16 protein-coding genes are annotated in these 20,533 nt (G+C 41.4%); 8 read left to right on the top strand and 8 right to left on the bottom strand.

Annotation, left to right across the window (positions count from 1 at the left end; all coding sequences use genetic code 11):
- The 3 genes from DUT70_RS00845 (at position 1) to DUT70_RS00835 (ending at position 2,162) form a co-directional block, all read left to right on the top strand.
- On the top strand, positions 1-825 hold the full coding sequence (locus DUT70_RS00845; RefSeq protein ID WP_113645407.1) for a LytR/AlgR family response regulator transcription factor: 825 nt from the start codon (positions 1-3) through the stop codon (positions 823-825).
- A gap of 82 nt (positions 826-907) precedes the next feature.
- Positions 908-1,528: a dioxygenase family protein gene (locus DUT70_RS00840; RefSeq protein ID WP_113645406.1), complete on the top strand. Its 621-nt coding sequence runs from the start codon at positions 908-910 to the stop codon at positions 1,526-1,528.
- The gene (locus DUT70_RS00835; protein ID WP_113645404.1) at positions 1,521-2,162 is read left to right on the top strand and encodes a YceI family protein; all 642 of its coding nucleotides are present in this window, start codon (positions 1,521-1,523) and stop codon (positions 2,160-2,162) included. Before DUT70_RS00840 ends, DUT70_RS00835 begins: the two co-directional genes overlap by 8 nt.
- On the opposite strand, the gene DUT70_RS00830 is transcribed toward DUT70_RS00835, so the two are convergent.
- Positions 2,146-3,009: an AadS family aminoglycoside 6-adenylyltransferase gene (locus DUT70_RS00830; protein WP_113645402.1), complete on the bottom strand. Its 864-nt coding sequence runs from the start codon at positions 3,007-3,009 to the stop codon at positions 2,146-2,148. The two genes, DUT70_RS00835 and DUT70_RS00830, sit on opposite strands and share 17 nt — an antisense overlap.
- Positions 3,010-3,091: 82 nt before the next feature.
- On the opposite strand from DUT70_RS00830, the gene DUT70_RS00825 reads away from it, so the two are divergent.
- The 3 genes from DUT70_RS00825 to DUT70_RS00815 all read left to right on the top strand — a co-directional run bounded on the left by DUT70_RS00825 (position 3,092) and on the right by DUT70_RS00815 (position 4,965).
- Positions 3,092-3,949, top strand: coding sequence for a helix-turn-helix domain-containing protein (locus DUT70_RS00825; protein ID WP_113645400.1), 858 nt, complete (start codon positions 3,092-3,094; stop codon positions 3,947-3,949).
- A gap of 72 nt (positions 3,950-4,021) precedes the next feature.
- Positions 4,022-4,738, top strand: a complete 717-nt coding sequence (locus DUT70_RS00820; protein ID WP_113645398.1) for an FAD-binding oxidoreductase — start codon at positions 4,022-4,024, stop codon at positions 4,736-4,738.
- 17 nt (positions 4,739-4,755) lie between these two features.
- Positions 4,756-4,965, top strand: coding sequence for a hypothetical protein (locus DUT70_RS00815; protein ID WP_113645396.1), 210 nt, complete (start codon positions 4,756-4,758; stop codon positions 4,963-4,965).
- A 2-nt stretch (positions 4,966-4,967) separates the two neighbouring features.
- Here DUT70_RS00815 and DUT70_RS00810 read toward each other — a convergent pair whose 3' ends face one another.
- A complete protein-coding gene (locus tag DUT70_RS00810; protein ID WP_113645394.1) occupies positions 4,968-5,663 on the bottom strand; it encodes an NUDIX hydrolase in 696 nt (231 codons plus the stop codon).
- 142 nt (positions 5,664-5,805) lie between these two features.
- Here DUT70_RS00810 and DUT70_RS00805 point away from each other — a divergent pair, with 142 nt between their 5' ends.
- Complete coding sequence (locus DUT70_RS00805) at positions 5,806-6,882, top strand: UDP-glucose--hexose-1-phosphate uridylyltransferase (RefSeq protein ID WP_113645392.1); 1,077 nt, start codon at positions 5,806-5,808, stop codon at positions 6,880-6,882.
- A complete protein-coding gene (locus DUT70_RS00800; protein ID WP_113645390.1) occupies positions 6,863-8,014 on the top strand; it encodes a galactokinase in 1,152 nt (383 codons plus the stop codon). The genes DUT70_RS00805 and DUT70_RS00800 overlap by 20 nt, the downstream gene beginning before the upstream one ends.
- Positions 8,015-8,106: 92 nt before the next feature.
- Here DUT70_RS00800 and DUT70_RS00795 read toward each other — a convergent pair whose 3' ends face one another.
- The 6 genes from DUT70_RS00795 to DUT70_RS00770 form a co-directional block, all read right to left on the bottom strand.
- Positions 8,107-10,383: an FAD-dependent oxidoreductase gene (locus DUT70_RS00795; protein ID WP_113645388.1), complete on the bottom strand. Its 2,277-nt coding sequence runs from the start codon at positions 10,381-10,383 to the stop codon at positions 8,107-8,109.
- A 120-nt stretch (positions 10,384-10,503) separates the two neighbouring features.
- A complete protein-coding gene (locus DUT70_RS00790) occupies positions 10,504-13,914 on the bottom strand; it encodes a glycoside hydrolase family protein (protein WP_205529706.1) in 3,411 nt (1,136 codons plus the stop codon).
- 10 nt (positions 13,915-13,924) lie between these two features.
- Complete coding sequence (locus DUT70_RS00785) at positions 13,925-15,541, bottom strand: T9SS type A sorting domain-containing protein (protein ID WP_113645386.1); 1,617 nt, start codon at positions 15,539-15,541, stop codon at positions 13,925-13,927.
- Positions 15,542-15,666: 125 nt separating this feature from the next.
- Positions 15,667-17,259, bottom strand: a complete 1,593-nt coding sequence (locus tag DUT70_RS00780; protein WP_162926547.1) for a T9SS type A sorting domain-containing protein — start codon at positions 17,257-17,259, stop codon at positions 15,667-15,669.
- Positions 17,260-17,278: 19 nt separating this feature from the next.
- The gene (locus tag DUT70_RS00775) at positions 17,279-18,343 is read right to left on the bottom strand and encodes a hypothetical protein (RefSeq protein WP_113645382.1); all 1,065 of its coding nucleotides are present in this window, start codon (positions 18,341-18,343) and stop codon (positions 17,279-17,281) included.
- Positions 18,344-18,812: 469 nt separating this feature from the next.
- Positions 18,813-20,498: a sodium:solute symporter family protein gene (locus DUT70_RS00770; RefSeq protein WP_113645380.1), complete on the bottom strand. Its 1,686-nt coding sequence runs from the start codon at positions 20,496-20,498 to the stop codon at positions 18,813-18,815.
- Positions 20,499-20,533: the final 35 nt, after the last annotated feature.

Below are 20,533 nucleotides of genomic sequence, written 5' to 3'. Positions count from 1 at the left end.
ATGCTTCTAGCACAGACAGAAAAACACACCACTATCCCTACTGGCAAATTGCTAGCCATTCTTTCTGTGGTATTTATGGCCATTACCTCGCTTACCATCGGACAAGATTTCCTTGAATCCATCAGAAATAGCTCCTCATTTTATATCGAGGAATCTCTACTCTTTAAAGCAATTTGGCTCCTTTTTATTCCTATGCTAGCGCTGTTTCATCGAGCATTTCAGCAAACCAAATTAACTGGCGCAGCTCAAATCATCCCTTTTGTACTGGTGGCAAGTATCGTACACCTTATCATCGTTGCTGTAACTACTTGGTCATTCTCTGTGCTATTTTTTGAGGGCAGGTATAATTTGTACAAAGTCTTTACCTACACCCTTGCGCAAGATTTTTATAAAATGGTGGTAGTTTACGCCTGTTTCGCCTTCATACAATTCCATTTTTTAGTGAGCCGCAATCCGATCGAACAAAATGAAAAGCAGTGGTTAACACAAGTAATGGTACAACATGGCAGAAACAAAACCTTAGTATTTGTTAACGAAATTACAAAAGTCACTTCCGCTACGCCATATATCACCATTAATGCGGGAGATAAGGAATACTTACATACCGATACACTAAAGGCTTTCTATCAGAAAATAGATCCAAAAGTGTTTGTTCAAGTACACAAAACAACCCTTGTCAACCTCCACATGATTGCTACTATTAAATCTCGACTTAATGGAGATTATGATTTGCAATTAAAAAGTGGTGAACATATCAGATTAAGCCGAACCTATGTAGAGGCATTTAAAAAGAAATTCAGCTTCCCTCATCAGGATAACGTATAAACTCATCAGGTTAGCCTATTTTAATTCCAGCACAAAGCCATCGTTCATAGTTTTGTTTTCATCATCAGAAAATATCAAAACAATGAACTTTAAAACAAATCTCATGCTAATGCTGCTCTCTATGGCTGCTACCGCTTGTCATGCACAACAACCAAAAAAGTTGGGTGGCCCTTGTGAAGGATGCGAAGCCATTTACGAGTACGGGAATAAAAAATTAAGCGCCACGGACACTTTACCAAAGTTTAAGCAAAGCTCACCTCAATTAAAAATAATGGGAAAGGTTTTCAAAGCTGATGGTAAAACACCCGCAAAGGATGTGATCATTTACATTTACCACACCAACCGCCAAGGCATTTACGAACTAAAAGGTGGTGAAACGGGATGGGCAAAAAGACATGGATTCATTAGAGGATGGATCAAGACAGGAGCCGATGGCAGTTATACCTTTTATACTTTCCGTCCTGCCGCCTATCCCGACCGCAGCGAACCCGAGCATATCCACATTACCATTAAGGAGCCCAATGTAAACGAGTATTATATTGATGATTATCTGTTTGAAGATGACCCATTACTGACCGCAAATATCCGAAAGAAACAACAAAATCGTGGTGGCTCAGGAATCGTAAAACCATTGCTCCAAAACGGAATGATGACGATAAAAAGAAATATCATTTTAGGCAAAAACATTCCGAATTATGAATAGATTACTCGTTTTGCTTTTGCCAGCAATGCTGATGTATGCTTGTGTTAGGCAGCATCAAACCAAAGCTCCCGCGGTAATCATTAACCCAACAGCTAGTAAGCCTGCAACAATCAATACCGATACCGTCAGCATTGACCTTTTAAAATCCAACATCAAATGGACAGCGACAGAAATGAGGGGACTTAAAAAACGAACTGGAAAAATGTCCTTGAGCAAAGGATACCTATTCATTGCACAACAAATACTTGTTGGCGGAAATTTTATCGTGGATATGGAAACGATAGACGTAACAGATATTCCTGCGCATGAAGTCGTCGCCCGCAAAAATCTAATTGCTCATTTAAAGGATGTAGATTTCTTCGATACTGAAACCTACCCAGTAGCGACTTTAGTATTAACCAATGTTGAAAAAGTCGACCATAACGGTTTAAAAATCAGTGGAGATCTAACCATTAAAGATGTCACCAAAAACATCACCTTTTTTGCCCAACAAAAAGATAATCAAATCATCTCCAAATTCACCTTTAACCGATTAGATTGGAAAGTGGCTTATACGGGAAGCTGGGCTAACAAAACCCTGGTAGATCGTGATATTGAATTAGCGATTGAATTGGTGTTTAATACCCCGCCCTAACTTGTCTCAAATAAGTCCTTATTTTCAATTCCAATTCAATCGGATAAGAAGTTTCCAACTTTTCAGATAGTAAAGTACCCATTTTATTCACCAAATCGGCCATGGCAAACAAGGCCTTCCAATTCTCGTCCACATCGCTTCCGCTAAAGGTGGCCTCTACCATTTGCCACTCCTTATCGCTAAGGTATTTTTTGAATAAGCGCCCATGTTTGTTCGTGGTAATGTTCCATTGATGTTGGCTTGCAATGTACCACTCAATTAAAGGCACTAGGTAAGCCGTACGAATATTGTCTTCAGACATGAATTTGGCATAAAAGAGATCTCCCCTAGCCAAACATTTCGCCACGTAAGTAGTGTCCCACCAAAAATCGTTTAAAATGCGTTGAAACTCTTCTATAACCGGTTTTTTAATGATAGAAACTTGGTAACTAGGCTTTTTAAGGAATGAAGTGATATCATCTTTATCCAAAAGCACCTGATAGCCAATATCCCAATCTTCGGGCAATTGTTCCAATTGCGTTTCTGCCACAAACTGGATTTTACTGAATAGCTTAAAGTCAACCTTAACATGGTCTTCGTAAAGAACCATTTTCATTGCATGTTTACCCTCAAAACAGGCATCATCCTCTTCAAGAACCGCGATAGGTGTACCAAACAAGTTAAGCCATAACGAATTATGGACATAAGAGGCATTATCCTCAAAAATGACTTCTATATCTAAATCACTAAATTCATCAACAGGCGCCAAGGGATTTACTAAAGAACTGGTTAGTAAAAGGGCTCTTACCTCTTCATTTTTCTTCGCCCAATTAATAATATCCTGTAATTTTTGACCTCTTTTTTCCATATATACAAATCTACAGGAATAATTAAATAGCAATATTTAAAATACTCAACTGTCATTATCTTTACCTACTCAACCGAAACCGATGCCAAAAAGCAAATCCACCATTCCTTTAAAAACCATGTCCGATGAATTCGAAAGAGGAATGTATGTCGCAAAGTTATCTATGGACGAATTGGCTTCCTATGAGCCTGCCATGCACGCCCACCGAGATGATTACCATTGCTTTTTTATACAGGAAACGGGGACTACTTCCATGGAAATCGATTTTCAGAAATATAGCATTACTGGTCCCGCCATTGCCTACATTCATCCCAATCAGGTCCATCGCATGTTGGCGGCACAGGATATCAATGTGAATGTATTGATCATCAGCAATGAAAGCCTCCATGTAGAATGGCTAAACCTTTTACAGGAAATAGCACCACTTGCACCGCTAAAATTAACATCGCAAGAGCTTATCCTTTTTAAGGAAACCGTTACACTATGTCTTAAGTTTTGGGAAAGCAAGCCCGAACAACTTTTCAAGTCTATTTTAAGAGATAGTTGTAATGCCTTGGTGGGCCTCATGATTACACAATATTTGGGGCAAGCTAAACCAAAAGCCAAATTAAACAGAGCCGAAATCATTACCAGCAACTTCAGAACACTTTTGGAACAAGAATTTATCCAATCTAAAAGTCCAGCGGCTTATGCAGAGAAATTAAACATTTCGGCTGTATATTTGAACGAATGCCTCAAAAAAGCTACGGGTTATCCAGTCTCCTACCATATCCAGCAACGCATTATCTTAGAAGCCAAACGCCTGTTGTACCATTCTAACAGATCAGTAAAAGAGATTGCCGCCGAACTTGGTTACGATGACTACCCTTATTTCTCTCGTCTTTTCTCCAAAGTGGTGGGCATGTCGGCATTGAGCTTCAGAAACAAAAACCTCGATTAGTCCAATCATCACCTTGCATTCTCCTTTCCTATCCAGCACATTTAGGCTTGCTTTGTAAAAAAAACATAGCTTATGCCAAGTGCACCAAAATGGTTATTCGACGTGGTCGAACGCCTATTACTTCCTAACGTACCTTTAATGAAAGTCTCGATGAGCGAATATTTATCTCCATCGATTAAAAAAATACAGTTTAAAGGAACTTTTGATTCCTTGCAATTCCAAGTAGGATCATACCTAGATTTTAGGGTTTCGGATACCGAAGCTAGAAGATACACCGTTTCCTACATCGACCCGCAAAAGGAAACATTGGAATTTATTGTTCACCTGCATGGCAAAGGCCAAGGTAGACAGTTTATGGAAGATTTAAAAGTAGGCGATAAAGTAGTCGTAAGTGCGCCCAGAGCACACAAATGCTACGAAAAGTCGTTCAAAAAGTACCTCATTTTTGGTGATGAAACTTCTTTGGCATTGGCTTGCGCTTTCCTACCCGTGCTCATCAACAATCATCATCAGTTTCATTTTTATTTTGAATTAGCGCAAGTAAATCAGCATGTTCCCAAACTGCTGGGCATTCCAAACTATACGGTATTTGCCAAGGATGGTTCCTTTCTTAACGAAAATTGGATCAGCAACCTACCCATTTTTCAAGGCCCAACAAGTAATGACACCACTTTTGTACTTACAGGAAATGCAAAATCGGTACAAGCTTTCAAAAAAGTCATAAAGAATAGTACCAAAGCCAAAATCTTCTCACATGGTTATTGGCTTGAAGGTAAAAAAGGATTGTAAACTTAAACCCCATCATCATGATATACGTATTCAAAACTTCCGTACAAACCGAAAATGAGGTGCGTTTATTAAAACCTCTTTTAGATAATGCTTTGGCCAAAATCGATTGGAATTTCGATCTCGAAGATTGCGACCGTATCCTCCGTGCCGATACGCCTTTGGAAAACCCCGAAAGAATTGTGGAAATATTAAATCAAAAAGGCTTTGCGTGTGAAGAATTAGATTGAACTTACTTAGAACTACGAAACACATTAAGCACCAAATGGAAATCGGATTGGTACCGCTTTTGGTTTAGCTTAAAGTAAAAGGCGCCTTTTTTGGAACTTGATTTGTCCTTTTCTTCCAACTTAATAAGCAACCCTGTTGATTTTATTTTTCGATTGAAGTTCCCTGTATCAATCTTCATATCGTTCACTTCCTCAAAAAGCACCTGCAGCTGAGGAAGCGTAAACTTTTTGGGAAGCAGTTCAAACAAAATGGGATGTAAAGCAGCTTTGTAGCGAAGCTTTTTCCAAGCATCCGTCACCATGGTTTCATGATCGAAAATCAGTGCGGGTTTCTCGTTGATGGGAAACCATTCCGCATGATAATCAGCATTAATTTGTGCGCTATATTTATGAATATCAATTAAGGCAAAATAAGCTACCGAAAGTACCCTTTCAATAGGGTCGCGATCTGGCTTTCCATACACCTGAAACTGCTCTAAATAAATCCCATCCAGCCCCGTATTCTTTTTCAATACCCTGGCAGCAGCCTCGTCAGTACTTTCTCCCGCACTCACAAAACCGCCAATTAAACTCCATTTATCGATTTCAGGCTCAAGCCCCCGCTTCACCAATAGCAATTTTAGGCGCTCCCCATCAAAGCCAAACACAATACAATCTACGGCAACCAGGTAATGCGTTTGATTAGAATATTCGATCATTTGTAAGCTTATTTAAGGATTGCTGTTAAGATTAATATCCCAAAATTAACAAACCTTAGCTATTTATTAATAGTCATACAGACTATTAATAAATTTATCTGTAAATTAGTGCCAACTAATTACAAATCAAATATCAATTTACATGCACGGATCGCAACCTCTAGACACCAATCCACATCGGAGATTAAACCTACTTACTGGCGAATGGGTGCTGGTATCGCCCCACCGCACCAAAAGACCATGGCAGGGGAAAATTGAGGATTTACCGCAGGACAACAGACCTGCTTACGATCCCAAATGTTACCTGTGCCCTACCAACACCAGAGCTGATGGCGAGACCAATCCAGATTATCAGGAAAGCTTTGTTTTTAAAAATGACTTTTCGGCATTGCTGGAAGACACGCCCAACGAAAGCTATAACCAAAAGGATTTGCTAGTTGCCCAAACAGAACGTGGCATTTGCAAGGTGATCAGCTTTAGCCCCAAACATCACCTTACTTTACCAGAGTTAAGCGTAGCCGAAATCAGTAAAGTGATAGACCTTTGGCAACACGAATTTAAAAGCCTTTCAGGTCACCCATGGATCAAATACATCCAGATTTTCGAAAACAAAGGTGAAATTATGGGCTGTAGCAACCCCCATCCGCATGGGCAAATATGGGCACAAAGCGAATTGCCTGTAGAAATTATTAAGGAAAGTGAAAGACAAAAGGCTTATCTTGACAAACATCAAACCAGCCTTTTGAGTGATTACTTGAACCTTGAGCTAGAGAAGCAAGAACGTATTATTTTTGAGAATGATGCTTTTGTGGTACTGGTTCCTTTTTGGGCGGTATGGCCTTACGAAACCATGATCATCAGCAAAAGACACGTGCAAAACTTATTGGCTTTTGACGAGCAGGAAAAACTTTTGCTTGCGGAAGCACTGAAAGTAGTGACCACCAAATACGACAACCTTTTCGAAACTTCATTCCCCTACTCGGCTGGTATGCACCAAGCGCCTGTAAATAGCGGCGACCATCCAGAATGGCATTGGCACATGCATTTTTATCCACCCTTATTACGCTCGGCAACGGTAAAGAAATTTATGGTAGGCTACGAAATGTTGGCCAATCCACAACGCGACATTACCCCTGAATACGCCGCCGCTCGACTAAAAGAACTTTCTACCGAACATTATAAAAATAAAACACTAACACATGAATCCCCAATCTCTTAAAGACGCCTTCAGAAAAATTTTCGATGCGGAGCCTATACTCGTTAAATCGCCTGGCCGTATCAATATCATTGGCGAGCATACCGATTACAATGGTGGATTGGTGATGCCTGCCGCCATTAACAAAGCGGTGTATGTAGCCATTTCTAAACGAGATGATGAACAGATCCAATTGTACGCTGAAAGCTACGAGGAAAAATATATTGGCAACATTAGCGCAGTCAGCAAAAGCGAAAAAGCTTGGGCCAATTATATCCTTGGGGTGGTTCATGGCTTATTGAAACGAGGCTTTGAACTTTCGGGCTTCAACCTTTACATTTATGGTGATGTGCCATTAGGTGCGGGTTTATCGTCCTCAGCAGCTATTGAATGCGCCACCGCTTTTGCCTTAAGCGAACTCCATCAACTTACTATTCCAAAAATGGATTTGGCGCTCATTGCTCAAAAAGCAGAACACGAGTTTGCAGGTGTAAACTGTGGGATCATGGACCAATTTGCCTCGGTATTTGGTCAAAAAGATTACGCCATGATGTTGGATTGCGAATCGCTGGAGCATGAATATATCCCTTTAAAATTAGAAGGCTACAAATTGGTATTGTTTAACACCAATGTAAAGCATTCCTTAAGCGAATCGGCTTATAATAAGAGAAGAGAACAATGTGAACAGGGTGTAGCTTGGGTTAAAGCACAGCATCCCGAAGTTGAGTATCTAAGGGATGTCAGTCCAGAAATGCTATCGGAATACGTATTGCCTAAAGATGCAGAGGTATACACCAAATGTAGCTATGTAGTAGCAGAAATAGCACGAGTAAAAAAAGCTGCCGCAGCCTTAAAAGATGGCAGATTAGCCGAGTTAGGTAAATTGATGTTTGAAACTCACGAGGGATTAAACAAAGCTTATGAAGTGAGTTGTAAGGAATTAGATTTTCTGGTAGAACAGGTGAAAGAGGTAGCCGAAGTATTGGGTGCCAGGATGATGGGTGGCGGATTTGGAGGTTGTACCATCAACATTGTAAAGGATGAAGCCATTGATGAGTTGACCGCTAAACTTACACAGCTTTACGACAAGCAGTTTGGCTTAAACTTGAGCACTTATGTGGTAGAAACTGGAAATGGTTCGCAAGTAGTGGAGTAATTTCAATTCTTATTAAAAGTTAAAATCCTACTTCAAGCGAAACATAAATTACTTGAAGTAGGATTTATCCCTACATTTTCAGCAGGTTTAATCTAGTAACACCTTACCCCAAACAAAGCTGCTGGGACATTTTCTGATGGATGTTCTAGTGTTACCGTCAAGTGTTTCGTACTAATAGCTTTGTCTAAAACAATGGTATTAATGGTTTGGTAATTACCCGACTTTTCAAAAACAACATTATCCAAATCATCTTTAATGGTGTAATTACGTACACAGAAAGGCATTACGTCTTCTGGGTGGCCCATTAAAACACTTTCCATTGGGTGGTCGTAATCGGTATCAAAAAACAGTTCTATCTTTTGAATGGTCTGTACCTCATCCCATGCTATTTGAAGGCTAGGCGCTTTGTCTTCTTTTGCAGCCACCCATGCATTTGGCTCGTTAACAGGCCTGTAAACACCGCTTTTAATGTTCTCTTTTCCAAATTTGTTTAAGGATGGATTCAATTTAAAAGCTACGTTATGTCCTTCTGGCCTGCGTTGAGGGCACCAAAACTCAAATTCATCTACACCAATGTCTTCCGTTGGAACTTGCTTCCCAAAATTAGACACCGCTTTATTTACCGAATTAAATACAGAAATCACTCCTGTAACCCGTTGTTGGGTAAGGTGTAGTTTTACTTTCGGATTTTTATGGAAAACGATAAACGCATACGCCGTTTCGGTAAGCTGGGCAGAAAAATCTACATGCAAACAATTGCGACCAGGTTGTATCGCCAAGGTTTGTTTTTCAAGAATAACATCAGGTGTATAGTTTGCCGATTTTCCACTGATTCGAAGTTCAACTTCTAACTCGGTTGCTTCATCAGCCTCTGCATGAAAAATCACTTGCGGCACTTTACCTTCGTTTAACGGCAACATTTGTGCAGTAGCAATTTCTAGGCTTTTCAATAATTCCGATGGCAACTCGTCTAATACATATTCACTTGATACTGTTAGCTTGGCTGTTTGTACCAAATCTTGCTGGTCATTTAATGCATAGCCAGGAATATGCTGACCACTTTTCAGCAATTCATCTTGCAATCGACCAATCAGATTTTGATGAATGATTTCCGCTGGATTTACACTATTCTCCTTTGCTATAAAAGCAGCCATACCCACCGCTTGGCCCACGTGTGCCGCGGTTGCCATTACCCTCGTCGAAGCAAATGCCACGTGGGTAGCACTAATAATACGTCCTGTAAGGAAAAGGTTTTTGATGTTTTTGCTATATAAGCAACGGTAAGGAATTTGATAAATCCCTTTACTGTGCCATTGGTTGCAACCAGGTTTTTCACTGAATACACCATCCGCTGGATGAAGGTCTATGGACCATCCGCCAAATGCAACAGCATCATCATGAGTGTTTTGTTCGATGATATCTTGTTGGCGCAACATGTAATCGCCTTCAAAACGGCGGCTTTCTCTTTTACCAGGAATGGTTCCTACCCATTCTAAGGTCATGGTTTCCGCTTCTGGGAAATTGCCCGAATTTTTAATGTAATTCCAAGCACCGTAAACGACTTTCCACAGCTCCATTTTAATTTTTTCGGTATCATGTACCGTATCCAATCTTCCACCATATTCTAACCACCATAGCTTACAACCGTACTCTTTGGTGTTAAAGTTTCTAAAGCGTGGAATTTCTGTAGTGATGTCTTGCAAAGCAAAATTAGGCACAGTAAATTTTACAGGTTTGCCCGTGTCTTTGGTGTAGAAATACAAACTGTGGCCAAGCAATTCGCCGTACTCTTTGGATGGTGCAAATTTTTCACCAAACTCTTCCGTACTTTCGGCCCCCATTCTAAAAGCAGCACCTGCTAAAAAGCCAACAATTCCATCTCCAGAGGCGTCACAAAACAAAGGAGCATGGATATGGTATTCGGTAGAATTCTGACTGCAAAAAGCTTTTACTGATGAAATTTTTTCTGGGTCAGATTTATGTACTTCATGAACTGCGGTGTTTAACAAAAGCGTGATATTGGGCTCGGCCAATATCTTATCTAATAGGATGGCATCAAATATTAAGGCATTTCCTTCTTTGTTTTTATAGGTATTTTCTACTAAAATTTCGTCGATAACACCACCTTCTCTACTCCAACGGTTATTGTTACCCATGTGAGAGGTTGCACCCAAAATCCATAAACGAACTTCGCTGGATGAGTTACCACCTAAAACGGGTCTATCTTGTACTAAAACTACTTTTACACCTTTACGTGCAGCTGTAATGGCAGTACAAACCCCTGCCAGTCCACCGCCAATCACTGCAAAATCTGTGGTTAATTGATTAGATTTTAAATTACGGGAATGTGTTGCCTCTGATATGATCATATTAAAATACTCGGTTATCTTGGTTATTATAAATCTAGTATGGTTTGGTTTGGTCTGTAAATATATTAATAAATCTTATAAATTTACCCTCACCCGAAAATTATCCGTATAAAATGGCGGCTAATTACTGGTGCCGTTTACCGTTACAGACAGGTTCTTATTTGCCCCATTCAGTGTTAATTGTAAATTGAGCACCACTTGTTGGCCATAAGGGATTTTTTTCAAGGACCACTCATAGGGATAAGCCACTCGTTGCAGGGTAGCCGAATCAAGATTACTGGTCAGATTAGCTTCTGCATTTTCCAATGGCGGGGTATCCAAATAAGCGTAAATAGAATCCCAACCAAATGGAGACCTTATCCTGAACACATAAAAAGTGCCCCAATTACTATCTACCGTAGTGGTGTACATGCCCTGTGGCAACTTAGGAGCCTTGGCTTCCTTAAATGGGGTGCTTAATGGAAATGAAAGCGCCGAAACACTTTTTGCACCTAAAGTAAGCTGAGTGGTACGACCATTCATTACCGTAGCAGTGGGTGTACAATTATCATTGGTATAGAGCTCACTTGACGAATTAGACGCCACTTTTACGCTATCTGTAAGGGTTAAACTCACCGCAGCGGGGTTCGGAGATTCGTTTAAGGCGATGACCCAAAATTTGTTTTCGGAAATGGCTGCAAGGTAATTCACATCGGGGTTACTTGATTGAACCAAATCTTTCTTAAATAGTAGTGTAGCTTCTTTATCCGTATAGATTTTTCCCTTTCCGCCTCCAAAAATCCGATTATTGAACCAAACAAATCCTTCTTGCCTGCTGTATGGAAAATTGATATTTCCCTGTGAACGTTGCATGGCTTCAGTGACTAAAAAATCAACTGAAAAAGCCAATTGAGAAGGAATATGATGGTAATAAATAGAAGTCACATCAGGACCTACGTATGGATAATCTGCTTTTAAAGGCACATCGGTAAAACCCCTTGCATAATAACCTGGGTAGTTGGCGAAACGGCCAATAATAGAGTTACGGGCATAGGTTTCAAAAATATCTCGGTTATTGTGTTGGAAGATGCGAAGTAAATTAGGTGCCCAGTTAGACATGTAAACATGTAGAATTTGAGCTTTAGGAAAGAAAAGCGTCACCGGTTGTTCGAAGCCTAAACCTACGGGAGAAACGAGGTCTTCAGGAACCTGTTTTTCTTGCACATCGCCAGCCACACGAGGGTAGCCCAAACGAAATTGTTGGTTACCTTTCCACCAGATAGTGGTGGTTCCACTGTAGTTATTGCCTGGATGAATGGTTTGCTGATTGGTGGTTACTTTAGGATAAGACCTGATCCCCGCAATGGTATAAAAGGCTGATTTCTCTGCCGCTGTCAGGTAACGGCTGTACTTTGTGAGTTCGTAGATATCCATCAAATCCCACCAGTTAGGATAAAACGAGGTATTATAAAAACCGTGTTCATCCAGTGCAGTGGTCTTGGTCCCATATACATCGTTGGTGAGAAACAAATCCGCACCTCGAATGGCATCACTTAACCACGATGCGCTTTGGGTCATTCGGTAAGCCGCCAATTTTTCTGTCCAACTATTCGTGGTGGTCCGCAGTTCACCATTAGGCAATGCCAAGTCCACCAACCAAGGGTTAGCGCCTTTGGTCAATTTATCCAATCCTTCAAAATAGGCCACATTAAATTCCTTACTATATGGACTTAATTTGAGTGAGCTTTCGGTAGGCGTGTACAAAGTTCCAAGCTTGTTAGACCACCTGTAGCCTCGTCGTGAGAGGGTGTATTCAATAGCGGGGAGGGCTCTTTTCAGGTACAGATCTTCGTCTTGTCCAAGTACGGCCGCCGAAAGCAACGCTAAGGGTGAAGTATTGACCACCACTGGCGCAATGACAGGGTTTTGTTCAATGTCGTAAAATCCTTTCATGGTGGTATCCCAACCTGATGCGTTGTCGTTTTTAATCAGGTCTACCATATTTAAGGCCGCATTGGTTAAGGAGATCGTGCCTTGTTTGCGGTAATCTTTAACCTCGTAAACCTTATTGGACAGGTATTCTAAAGCACCATCCCAAGTACTTGGCAAGGCCCCTATCATAAATTCGCGAGTGATGGACTGACCTGAGTTCAGCTTAGAATCGGCAAAACCTAAAATGGGCCCGAAAGCTAAGGGTTGTACCTGATTACTTTCGTTTTTAAGCGAAAATCCCATTGGAGAAGTTTCGCCCGTGGCCCATTCTAAAGGAAAGTTTGATAAGGCACCTGCCACAAAATAACTGTAGGGCGTATTGTTCACTGTCGTTTCAACAATACTTACAGGTTGTGGCGTAAGCGCACTTGGAACCATCAACGGCTGGTCGGGCAAACGCTGGTATTGAAACATGGGTGGTAACTGCACATTTTTTACCGCACTTGTGGCAACGGGCTGTAAGGCCGCCACGGCAAAACTGTAATAGCCTGTTGCGCTTGCTTGATAATTAAGCGTTAAACTCAAATGATTTGCTCCTGCTGCTAATTTCCATGTTCCTGTTAAGGTATGCCCACTATCGCTCGCATAGGTTACATTTATTTGCTCATCGGATATTTTGGTAACTGCTGTAGCCCTGCACAACAGCAATTCGCCAGCACTAAACGGATTTTTACCGTTAGCTTGGTCAAATACCGAAAAGGTTTGCCCCATGCTTTGAAACGTACTCATTCCTGCTGCATTTTCCCAAGCGGGATTCACCCCAATAAAGTTGACATCGGGCGTAGCTTCATGTAGTAAAAAAATCCTGTTAGATTCCACTCCTGTATTTACGGCAGTCCATTGGCCAACATTATACAAACTGGTGGTGCTCACGATACGAGGTAAATTAGTGGCCGCATCTATCACCGTCACAAACTGCAATTTTAACTTGCCGTTGTTCATTTCGGCATTGGTGGTTGCGGAGCTAGTGATGGGCAGATACGGCGCTGCCACTAAAGCTGAGGGCGGAATTGATTCCAGTTTTTTAGGACTTATTTTGAAAGCCTGCAATGCGGTTAAGCTTTGCAGGTTGGGGTTAAACGAGGTAACGGTGGTTAATAGCAAGGCATCGCAACGTCCAAAATAACCTCTGGTGTCTTTGATGCGTAAAAGCGTTTCACCAGTGTCGAGTGTAGCGGTGCCCACCTTTTCCCAGTAATAGCCATCTTGTCCGTGTATGCCAGATTCCTGGCTCATGGCCACCTCATTCACGTAAATCAAAAATCGTCTTGTACCAGGTCTATTATCGGGATAATCCCTAGAACGGGTCCAAATATCGTAAGTACCAGGGGTTTGAACGCTAATCGCGGTGTAGGCATTGGCGTTTGGTGTAGTGGTTTGCCCCACACTTAAAATGGCCCCGCTGGAAACGCCAATTTCATTACTACTCACCCACCTGTCGGGAAACTGAAACTCTTCGGCTTCTACCAAAAAGGTATTGGTGGTGGTTTGTGCTTTAATTTGAACCAGACAGCTGATGAAAAAAAGAAAGCCCGTGAACAATACTTTAAGTTGTTTCATACCTCAAACATTATTGTTTAATAAATTTTGTACTTATCTCGCCTTGCGTAGTGCTTATGCTTGCAATGTAGGTGCCTAGAATAAGGTTAACCCGTGGTTTTATCTTGGTAAAGCCTGCGTCTAGATTGAGTTGCTCTGTGCTTACCACTTTTCCACTCATATCAATGATCCTTAAGGTGGTCAAACCTGGTTCTGGCATGCTAATGAGCATTTCCAGTACTTTATCATTGGGGTAGATGGCTTGAATGGTGGCAGCAGCCGTATTTGCGAATTGCGTAAAACGAATATCAGATAAGCTGAATTGTCCGTTAGTATCTACCGATTTTAAGCGATAATAGTTTAACCCTTTGAGCGGATTGGCATCTACGTATCTATAATGAATGGTTTTATCGGAATAACCATGGGCTAAAACCTTCCCAATTTCCTTAAATTGTCCATCATCCTGTGCCCGTTGTACTTCAAAATAAGCGCTTTCTTTTTCTGAAGATGAAGACCAGTTAATTGTGGTGGTAAGGTTACTTTTTTGCACTGAAAATGCCTGCAATGAAATAGGCAGTACCTCATCTGGAGGAACTGGCGTAAAGGAATAACACAGGCCTCTGAAAACGGTATTCGCAGCAGCGGTTGCTAAAACTACTGGTGTTGCCGAAAATGTTCCATTTAAACCGCTGTGATCTGTAATGCTCACCAATTCGCCACCACCTGCGTCGCCAGTACCACTTTTACGAGTGGCATACATCACCACACTGCCATTAGTGGCATTACCTGTTATTCCCACATATTGGTCGCTGGCTATTCCTACTTTTCCATTGCTTACCCATGTTCCATTAACGAGCGAGTATTTAAAAACGCCCGCAGTATTATCAGCCACATAAAGCACGTCTGGACCGGGTACGGTATTGCATACATCAGCCAAAAAAAACTGGCAAGGGCTTCCTGTTGCAGGATAACCTGGTAAATTGGTCACCGCTTGTCCTGTAATAGGCAACACGCCTGGTCCAACAGTCGCTATTCTGGTATCGCCACTGGTAGAAGACATGTACAATTGTCCGTCGAAAACATTGATGGCACGCCCCGTAACGGTAGTTAGTGCTGTAGAGGTGGTGGCACCTACTTGTGCATAGCGAACCCCCGTAGTTCCACCCGTCATCCAAATGCCGTTATTTCCGTCAAATACCGCGCAACGAGCATTTACGGCTGAAAAAGCATCGGTTACACTGGTAGAAGTATTGATGGTATTGTTAGCGTAAATAATGCCTGCAGTTCTATTGATCGTACTACTTGCGGAAGTGCCAATGGAGGCTGTTCCAAGAGCGGCATCATAACCAAATAAACAAACGGATTGCCCATCGGGAGAGAGTACTGGATAACCTTCATAAGCATATTTACCAGACAGGGTTAGCTTTTTATTAATTCCCGAGTTGACGACTGGCATTGCAATGGTCCTGATTAAAGTTCCAGCCGTACTGTACTCATCCAGATAAACAGGGGTTGCAGCAGTGGTAAGTGAGGCACTACCATCGCCAATTCTTACTACAAACAGATTTCTGTTAGATAAATTTTGAGCATGCAGCTCCAGTACTGTGCAGCAGATGAGCAGCAGCAGTAAATAGCCATATCGTTTCATACTACAGTTTTGGTTAGTTTAACTTATTGTATTCGCAACAGTCATTCGATACCGCTGAAATATTTATTGCAGCAGTTCTTTTTATAAAGTGAAAAGGATGGCATTTACATACCATCCTCTCCTATTTATTTTGCAATTTTTGTTTTGGTGATTTCATTCCCAATTTTAGAAGCGACGATATATACGCCTCTGCTAGCGGTAAATGGTACTTCAACAGTATTCCATCCGCTGGTTAGGTTTGCGCTTACTTTTGCCAAGGCATTTCCTGAAATGTTGTAGACCTTAATTTCAGAAGTTGCGTTTGTTGAAGCAAATACGGAAACTTGTAAACTGTTGTCTTTCACCTGAACTTTTAAGTCATTTTTCTGAAGGCTCGATTTTACTGGAATGGGGCCATAGTCTTCAAAACGATTATCGAAATCTACTTGACTTAATTTGTAATAAACCGTTCCCAATAATGGCGATAAATCGGTGAACGAATAGTTCAGGACTTCATTGGTAGTTCCATTTCCTTTAACGCTACCTATTTTGGCAAAGTTCTGTCCATCGGCAGACCTGTAAATCTCATAATGTGAGTTATTCTGCTCAGAGGCCGTAGACCAATTTAAACGAACGCCATTAGTAGATTCTTTACCTGTAAAAGAAAGCAGCTTTACTGGTGTGGTGGTTACTGTTGGCGAAAAGGATAAACCACGAAATACCGTGTTAGCCGCTGCTGTAGCAATATCTGTAGTGGTTGCCGTCATTGCAGCATTGTAACCCGTTGCATCCGTAATTTTAAATAATTTATTGGCTGATGCCGCAAACCTTATACCGTAAAGTGTCACTTCGTTCCCAGAAACTACTCCTGTTAAACCTGTATACTGTCCAGTGATCACATTATCTAACACCCAATTACCACCAACCAATGAATATTTAGAAATCCCATCGGTATTTGCCGAGTTGGCAATATATAAAACATCATAGCCAGCTATCGTAGGGTCAAGGTCAGCAAAGAAAAACTCTCGACCAGATGGTGTAGTGATTGGCATGCCAGGTAATCCAGCGATAGACTGGCCACTGGTTGTAGGTAAGCCTGTACCAATAGTAATTATCGGACCAATTACGCCTGATACTTGCGAGGCATAAAGCTGGTTATTAAAAATACGTAAAGACCTTCCTGTACGTGCAACTATTGATGTTGCCGTAGTCGCTCCAATGGTGGTATAATAAATATTTGCAGTTCCCCCTGATATCCATAAATTGTTTCCATCTGCAACAGCTGAGGAAATCAATTGCGAGTTAAAAATATCTAGTGCGGTGCTTGTATTTACATTACCCGTTCCATCGATCACTCCTACCACCCTATTGTAAGTTGCACTGGCCGATGTTGCTATTGTGGCCATTCCTGTAGGCGCATCATAGCCTGTTAAGGTAAGCTTCTTTCCATCTTGCGAAAGCGATAAAAGTCCTTCAGATGAAGAAACACCTGATGTATTTCCATCCAAGGTTAGTCGTCGATTAGCTCCTACCACCGCAGTAGGTAATGCAATGCTTCTAATTAATGTTCCGCTGGTGGAATATTCATCAATAAATACAGCTGTTGCACTTGTACCTAAGGCTGCTGAACCGTCGCCAACTCGTAGGACGGATAAACTGCCTGCGGTGAATGCGGTTTGTGAAAACCCAGTATGGGCCGCCACTGCAAACAAACAACTTAATAGTAGTTTTCTTTTCATCATAGTTTGGTTTAAATGGTTAGGGTTTTTGAGGCGATAATGAAAGTCCACGGAATACTGTATTGGCACCAGTTTTAGCTAATACCGAGCGGGTTAATGCTGAAATAGACCCGTTGTGACCTGTATTGTCGGTAATTTTAAATAGTTCCGATGAGGTAGCTCCATATTTAATTCCGTAAACAGTTACTTCGTTACCAGATACGGTAGCGGTAAGACCAGTGTATTGTCCTTTTACGGTACCGTTTGCAACCCAAGAACCATCTATTAGAGAATATTTGGTGATGCCGTCAGTAATTCCTGTATTGGCAATGTATAGCACATCATAGCCAGGAATATTTGGGTTGATATCTGCAAAGAAAAATTCTCGTCCAGTTGGGCTAGTGCCATTAATGGTGATACCAGGAACTGCGACGGCTGTTTGAGGAGCCGAGGTTGGCAAACCTGTTCCAATAGTCACTAAAGGGCCTACCAAACCAGAAGATTGAGAAACATATAGTTGATTTTTAAAGATGCGAATAGACCTTCCAGAACGTCCAATAATAGAAGTTGCATCGGTTGAACCAATAGTAGTGCTGTAGATATTGGCACTTCCACCAGCAACCCACACGTTGTTTCCATCGGTTACTGCCGAACCGATATAAGTCTTGGAATAAATATTTAAAGCCGTAGCGGTATTTACATTGCCTGCCCCATCTATTACCCCAATGACTCTGTTAGTTTGGTCACTTTCCGAAGCAACAACAGCATCTGTCCCCACGGCAGCATCGTAACCTGCTAGTGAAAGCTTTTTAGCGTCTTGAGAAAGCGACAAAAGTCCCTCGAAAGAAGAAACGCTGGGCGTGTTACCATCTAAGGTTAGTCGTTTGTTTTTTCCAGCGAATGCAGTGGGTAAGGCAATGCTTCTGATCAGCTTTCCACTGGTCGAATACTCGTCGATAAATACTGGAAGCGCAGCTGTTCCCAAAGTTGCTGTTCCATCTCCAACCCTTAACACCGATAAGCTGCCTGGCGTAAAGGCAGTTTGAGAAAAAGCAGTACGTACAGCGATTGCAAATAAACAGGTTAGTAAAAGTTTTTTATTCATATCCGTTCTTTAAAGTATACGGGTTGGTTAAGAAGCATCTAAAACTTTGACGAATGAAACCATGCTTATTTCCAAAGGGAGCATTCGATGAGGAGCTTGTGCAAAACCCGTAGGTGAGTTGAATTAAAAGATTTATATTGGTTTGGTTTGGTTTGGTTTTTTATTTTAACCAAAAGTATCAGTTATTTTCGTAAAAGCAATTTTTTTTGAAAAAACTTTTTGTTGTGAGGATGCCGATGCTGGAAGGTGCCACGACTTTAGGCTTGTCGTTATGCCCAACTCGATTGGGCATCGTAAAGCAATAGTTAGGTTTTATAACGCTTTAAGATCCCGAAATAAATTTGGGATGACGTTCTGATGAATGGTAGGTGCTGTGCCCAAACATATCACAAACATATCTATTGATACTTCAAAGCCTGACTATTTGCAAATAACCAGGCTTTGAAACTTATTTCAGGAACAACTTAAATTACTTCACCACTGCTTTTCTGGAAGCCCTAAATGGAATTAATGCACTTAACAAGATGATTGTTGCAATAACTGCGACCATCCCTGTTGCTTTTGCCGTAAAGGCACAAAGTACAAACAGCAACAGCGCAATAAATGCCAGTGAAAATGAAATCACCTGTAAGCCAAATTTATTCTGCTTTCTGGTTTCAGCAAGTTCGGCTTCATCCACTTGTACAACCGTTGCTTTACGCACGGCTTTGCGCTCCTGTAATTGCAAGTATTCTTTACTGATCAATCCTTTTGATGCGGCATAGATTTCGTAAATCAGCAACAAAGCAAATGGCAACAATACACCTAGTAGCATTTCACTTCCACGACTCAGTTTATAATCAAATACCAACGGGAGCATTATTTTAAATATGAGGTTTACCGCTAAACTGATCATGGTCACCAAAATAGTTACCTTTCCTGTGATTCGTTTAGAGAACAAAGCCCAAATTGGCGGTGCTAACAATGGACCACCAGTGATGGCACCAACACTTAAGGTAAACTCTACAATACCGCCAATGTAAGGTACAATTAAGGCAATGGCGATCATCCCAAAACCGAAGCACCAAGAAGAAGTACGCGCCACTTTCATTAATTTTTCATCGCTTGCTTTAGGGTTAATGTTGCCTTTATAGATATCGTTGGTGAACACTGCAGAAACCACATTTAATGCCGTATTTGCAGAGGCAGAAGTAGAAAAATACATCCCCGTTAATATCAAGCCCATTAAGCCTGCGGGCAGTACTTGCTTACAAACCATGAGGTAGGCATTTTCGGTTTCGATCCCTGATAAACCAGGATTAATGGTCTGGTAAATCATGGGTGGCAACATCCACAATACTGGGCTTAAGATATACAAGCCAGCAAAAAGAAAGGCCACTTTAGAAGCCGATTTTGGTGTATCTACACTGGTATAACGTTGCACAAAAGTCCAATTACCGCCAATATAGAAAATGTGATATAAGGCAAAAGCTCCAATAAATCCCCAAGTGTATTCGCCGTTAACAGGCTGGAAAAAATCATCAGGAACTTTGGTTAAGAAATTCTGCACACCTCCTGCTTCCGTAAAAGCCAAAGGAATAATCAACAGCACCGCAGCCGTTAAAATCACAAATTGCAATATGTCAGTGACCATTACAGCCCACAAACCACCTACCGCGGTGTAAGCAATCATCAAGATACCCAATACCACGGTTACAGGCACCAATGGGAATTCGAGAGATGAGCCCACTAATTTAGACACTGAATATAACACCGAGCCTTTGATGAACAATGACACCAACATAAAGATGTAGATGAAGCTTTTTTGAACTTTCTCGCCAAGTCTTTCTTTGATAAATTCTGCTGCCGTTAAGCTTCCCGTAGCTTTCCATTTGGGTGCTAGGTACAAACCTGTAACCAAACCACCAATACACATGGTCCATTGAATGGTAACGGCAACCCAACCATATTTATAAGCAATGGAACCCCATGCCACAAAGGTACCTGCTGAGAAAAAGCTCATGAACAACGATAAACCTCCGATGAACCAAGGCACTGCTTCGCCGCCTGCGAAAAACGACTTGAGGTTACGGCCTGTCCGCGAGAACAGCAGACCAATTACCATGATAAATACGGAGAAAACAACGATGACGGAGGTATCTATTAGCGAGTTCATTCTTAATTAAGCATTGTTATATAGAGGCTTGGACT

The sequence above is a fragment of the Pedobacter chitinilyticus genome, from assembly GCF_003313385.1.
GTDB lineage: Bacteria > Bacteroidota > Bacteroidia > Sphingobacteriales > Sphingobacteriaceae > Pedobacter > Pedobacter chitinilyticus.
The sequence above is the reverse complement of the archived record's forward strand: the minus strand, read 5'-3'. Positions and strand labels throughout refer to the sequence as shown.